Origin of the sequence: Curtanaerobium respiraculi (genome assembly GCF_024609215.1) — a bacterium.
Lineage (GTDB): Bacteria > Actinomycetota > Coriobacteriia > Coriobacteriales > Eggerthellaceae > Curtanaerobium > Curtanaerobium respiraculi.
Genome location: NZ_JANIPD030000025.1, coordinates 1 through 4,868, shown reverse-complemented (window position 1 = coordinate 4,868; position 4,868 = coordinate 1). Strand labels below are relative to the sequence as shown.

Below are 4,868 nucleotides of genomic sequence, written 5' to 3'. Positions count from 1 at the left end.
TGCAACTACAGCTTGAAGTTGCAAAGGCAGAGCGAAAACACGCCAGCAAAGAACAGCGCGAAGCAGAGAAGCAGCGTCAGTTCGACCTCAAGCAGCAGAAGCACAAGGAGAAACGCCGAGGGCATTAGACAAGAAAAGGGCCCGCACATGCGAGCCCTTGCTCATCGCCCCCTTTCCTCCACCCGTGACGCCGCGCCGGACGCCCTGCAGCAGGCGTAAGCGGCGAGCGCCGCGAAGCCGGAGAGGAAGCCGACTATGCAGGCGACGATGCTAGCCATCCTCTCCCTCGTCCTCCTCGCGGCGCGGGCCGATGCTGCGCGCGATGCCGATGACGGAGGCGGCGCAACCCGCCGCAGCCAGGGCGCAGATGCCCGCTATCGGCAGCTCGTCTCCCGTCTGCGGGAGCTTGCCGCCGGGCATCGGTGCCTCGGGAGTCTCGGGCAGCACGAGCTCCACGGTCTGCCCCTCGTCGTTCACGTCGGCATGGGACGCGACCTCCTGACCGTCCAGGGTGAGCGACTCGAAGGCCACGACCGCGTGCCCTGAGAGCTTCGCGCCGTCGAAGGTGAAGGTGACCTCCTGCGTGCCGTCCGCCGCGTCGGGCACGAAGGCCACAGTGGAGGTGGCGGCCTTGCCGTCCGAGCGGACGGGCTCGCCGGTCTCCCTGTCCGCGAGGGTTCCCGTGAGCGTGTACTCCTTGCCGGGCGTGAGCCCCGTGTAGGAGACGGTGTCCACGATGGTCACCGAGTCGTCTGCCACGGCCTCGTGGTCGCCGTCGTCCGCGTCGGTCGCCTCGGTGCGCACGCCGGGCGAGGGAGGCGTCTCGCTGGGCGGGACGTCGTTGGTGAGCGTGCCCGGCTCCACGGTCGCGCTGTCGCGGTAGACCGTGACGTCGAAGGCCGGGATGAGCGTGCGGTCGGCGTTGGCCTCTGAGGGCAGCTCCTCGACCGTGTAGTCGTCGTAGGGCAGCGCCCCCTTGGCGTCGTCGGGCTCGGAGCCTCCGAACCACACGCCGGAGTCCGCCGTGCCGCCGTTGGTGTCCTTAGTGTGGGCGTTCCAGCTGGCAGCCGTGGAGGCCTGGCCGTTGCCGTCCGTCACGATCACGTGGGACTCGCCCGTGGTCGTGCTGGTGATCTTGAAGGGCACGCCAGCGAGTCGCTGCTGGGTGCCGTCGGTCACCTTCACGAGCGCGAGGTCGCCGCGCACCACCTGCTCGGTGAACTCTCCCTCAGGCGTGAGCTCGAAGACCGCGGAGCCGTGTCCGGCGTCCTCGGCCGTCACATCGAAGACGTGCTCTTCCGTATCGGGAAGGTAGCCCGTTGGAGGCGTCACCTCACGCACGGAGATGCGACTCAGCGGGATTCCCTCGAAGGTGACCTCGCCGTTCTGCGTCGTTCCCCTGACCGTCTTGGCCTTGCCGCTCTGCTCGAACGTCGCCTCGTAGACGGCGCCGTCGAGCGATGCCGCACCCTGGGGCGTCGCCTCGCCAGTCTCGGCGTCGGTCTTCTTGAGGCGGAAGGTGACGGTCACGGGCGTGTCCTGCGCGTCCACCACGGCGTCGTGGCCGGAGACGGTGACCTCGTACTCATCGCTAGAGAGTGCGTAGCCCGCGGGGGCCTCGATCTCGCGCACGGTGTAGGTGCCGTCGGGCACGCGGGCGTCGGTGCTACCGTGCCCGTCCTCTCCGGTGGTGATACGCGCCACGAGAGTATCTCCCTGGTAGACGCCGTAGACGGCACCTTCGAGGCTGTAGTCGCCGTCGCCCTCGGTGACGCTCGTATCCGCTGATGCCTTGGCGAGTCTGATGCGCCCGCCGCCGCTCGCTATGAGTATGGACTGCACGGCGGGATTTCCCACCATGGTGCACACGGTGCCGAGCCCGTCGATGGAGGCGTCGCCTCCCTGGTAGGCCGCAGCCTCGCCCGCGAGCTCTTTGGCCGCCGCGACCATGGCGGGGTCGGCGTCCGCGAAGTCGCCCTCACCTGCCGTACCGGAGGCGAGCCAGACGGCCATCTGCGTCACGGCCTGCGCCTTGGCATCAGACCATTCGGTTCCGCCTATCGTGTTCGTCGCGGGGTAGCCCTTGGCGAGGAGGTAGTCCTCCGCATGGGCGGCCTCGCGCAGGTCGGTGTAGTCCTGGCCGGCTTGTCCCGGCCCGTGGGCGTCGTGGTCGTAGCAGTAGGACACCTGCCCCTCTGCGGTGCGGTACCCAACGCCCTCGTTCACGGGCGCATAGCCGTCCTCTATCTCGTAGCTGCTGATGTGGACGCTCCCCGTGTCGGCAAAGGCCGCCGCCTGCGGCAGGCAGGTCGAGAGCGCGAGCGCTGCCGCCAGGGCCAGGCGCGCCGCGCGTCCGATGAGTCCCTTATCTTTAGTCTTCTCCATGGCGCGCCTAGCCGATCTCTCGGGCGTCCGGTCGAACGCGCCCGGAACGGTCGATCGCCTCGTCGGAGTCCTTCGCGGCGCGTCCCCGGTCGGCGAGGGCGCGTGGGTCGTCGCCGTGCTCCTCGGCCCAGGCGTGCCTAGAAGCCGAAAGGGCGTCCTTGATCTGCTGCGGCATGACCTTCACCACGTCCCTCACGCGCTTGCCGTCCGCGTCGGTGACGGGGTGTCCCTCCGGGTCGAGCACCGACCTCTTGAGCCACACCTCGCGGTCCGCCAGAAGCGGGATGTCGCGCCACTCGGGCCCCTTGAAGCGCGACTGGTCCACGAAGAGCGGGCTGAACTCGTAACCGCCCACGTCGCGCCCGTCGATGACGGTGCCTGCGGGAAGGCGCACCTGGTTGAAGGTCCTCTGTTCCCCCGTGGCGCGGTCTGTGTAGGCGACGTTCTCGCGCACGAAGTTCTCGTGCAGCGTGAGGTAGACGTTCTTGCCCTTGTCTCTCTCGCCTGCCATTTCTTCCTCCTTGTCGTCGTGGCGGTACGGGGTCTCCGCCTTTGCCTTTGCTTGCTTCTTGCCTCTCTCGGCCTAGGTGACCATGGCCGCCTCCTTCCTTTGCTAGCCGCCCATGACGTCGCGCGCCCAGCCGCCGCTCTTCACGAGCGCGAGGATGAGCAGGATGCACATCGCCAGGTACTGCAGGGCGTAGCTGAGGCCCCCCACCACCGAGTCGAGCACGGGCACGCCCGCGCTCGCGGCGTTGAGGCCGCCGAGCACGATGGGAAAGCTCACGAGGAGCACCAGGATGACCACGCCCGCCAGGCACACCGAGGCGAAGTTCCTGAGGTAGCCCACGCCCATCTGGCGCGTCTCGTCCTCGGAGAGGAGCGCCAGGGGGATCGGCGAGAAGGCGGCCATGATGTAGATCTGCAGGGCCCGCGCCCAGCTCACCACCAGCGCCACCACGTATGCAGCGATGACGACGACCCAGCTCACGAGCGCGACGACGAGCATCCCGAGGAGGGCCGCCACGTTGTCGTCGGTCGTGGTGATTGACACGGTCTGGAGGTCCAGGGCCGAGCCCGTCCCGAAGAGGTCGCTCACGCGCGAGACGGCGAGGCGCGAGACCTCGTAGACGCCCTGCATGAGCTCGAAGCTGTGCTGCAGAACGAAGAGGAAGACCGCGTAGAAGACGAGCAGGAACACGACCTCCTTCACGCCCGGCATGGAGGCGTTCCCGTCCATGCGCTGGCTTATGCGGATGAGCTGCAGGGTGAAGGCGAGCGAGAGGACGCCGCAGCCGATGGGAAGTATCGCCGCCTCCCAGACGCCGTGCACCACGTCGCGCATGGTGACGGTGCCGGCCGATCCCAGCATCTGGTCGAAGCTCGCCGAGAGCACGCCGTCGGTGCCGATGGACTTGAGCACGTCCACCTGGCTGTTGAAGATCCAGTTGCAGGTATCGCGCAGGACCCCGCAGAGCCAGGAGTTCACGTCGTCGGCGATGGAGGCGAAGGCGGGCTCCGGGATGAGGAGTGCTGAGAGGAGTCCGAAGGTGGCGACGAACGCGAGGACGAGCCTGCGGTCGCGCGCGAGGGTGAGGGCGCGTCCCATGGCTAGCCCGCCACGGCGAAGGCGCCGCCCTCGTAGGTGACCTGGAGTATCGTCGCCGCCGCGTCGTCGCAGTGGAAGGTCGCCGTGACGACGCCGGCGTTCGTGTCGAGGTAGACCTCCCCGTCGAAGGTCGCCCTAGTGGCCGTGGGCACGTGCGCGCGGCAGTAGGCGGCGACAGCGAGCGCGAGCTCATCGGTCCTGTCCTCTATGAGCGTGGTGTAGGGCTCGCTGACCCCCTCGACGGCGACCGCCTCCCTGTGGGGAGATGCCTCCACGTAGGCGTGCGCGCAGGCGAAGCTGTCCGAGGAGACCTTCCAGGAGCCCTCCTTGCCGGAGAGCGTGATGGTCGTCTTGACCTCGCCCTCCCCGCCGTCGCGGGCGAGGCGCACGTCGAGCGAGGTCTCGATGGCTTCGGTCACCTCCATGGCAGTGACGTGCACGCCCGAGGCGTCCGTCTCCACGATCGATCCGTCCCTGAACTCGACGGTGACGTTCGGGTCTCCCTCCGCCTGCCAGGCGTGGGACTGGAGGACGGCGAGCGCGTCCTGCGCGTCGTTGTCCTCCGGGGCCGCCCCTGCGTCGCGCTTGCGTCTGTCGCGGCAGCCTCCTGGGCCTGCGGCTCCTCAGACTGTGCGTGCACGGCGGCGCAGCGCGCGACGCCGGCGCCGATGCCGAGCGCGAGCACCGCCGCGAGCGCTATGGCCGCCGTCCTCTTACGTCTCTCCATGTCTCCTCCTAGAAGCGCACCGCGCACGTGAAGTACGAGATGCCCGTCCCTATGCGGCACACGTCTCCCGTGTGCGGCTCGTGTATGTACTGGTCGCCCCCGATGCAGATGGCCACGTGCCCCGGGCGCCAGAGGATGTCGCCGGGC

The 4,868-nt window shown here is 68.5% G+C and carries 5 protein-coding genes; 1 reads left to right on the top strand and 4 read right to left on the bottom strand.

Translation table 11 applies throughout. From position 1 onward, the window contains the following. The coding region (locus NOV21_RS07780; protein ID WP_283171765.1) for a DUF2992 family protein at positions 1 to 128 on the top strand (128 nt) is incomplete at its 5' end. A gap of 142 nt (positions 129 to 270) precedes the next feature. Here NOV21_RS07780 and NOV21_RS07775 read toward each other — a convergent pair. The 4 genes from NOV21_RS07775 to NOV21_RS07760 form a co-directional block, all read right to left on the bottom strand. After that, the gene (locus tag NOV21_RS07775; RefSeq protein ID WP_283171727.1) at positions 271 to 2,385 is read right to left on the bottom strand and encodes a VaFE repeat-containing surface-anchored protein; all 2,115 of its coding nucleotides are present in this window, start codon (positions 2,383 to 2,385) and stop codon (positions 271 to 273) included. Positions 2,386 to 2,392: 7 nt separating this feature from the next. Further along, positions 2,393 to 2,896 carry a DNA gyrase gene (locus NOV21_RS07770; RefSeq protein ID WP_283171726.1) on the bottom strand — a complete coding sequence of 168 codons (504 nt, stop codon included), beginning with the start codon at positions 2,894 to 2,896 and terminating at the stop codon, positions 2,393 to 2,395. A gap of 102 nt (positions 2,897 to 2,998) precedes the next feature. Further along, on the bottom strand, positions 2,999 to 3,994 hold the full coding sequence (locus NOV21_RS07765; RefSeq protein ID WP_283171725.1) for a VirB6/TrbL-like conjugal transfer protein, CD1112 family: 996 nt from the start codon (positions 3,992 to 3,994) through the stop codon (positions 2,999 to 3,001). A 2-nt stretch (positions 3,995 to 3,996) separates the two neighbouring features. After that, complete coding sequence (locus NOV21_RS07760; protein WP_283171724.1) at positions 3,997 to 4,455, bottom strand: hypothetical protein; 459 nt, start codon at positions 4,453 to 4,455, stop codon at positions 3,997 to 3,999. Positions 4,456 to 4,868 lie beyond the last annotated feature (413 nt).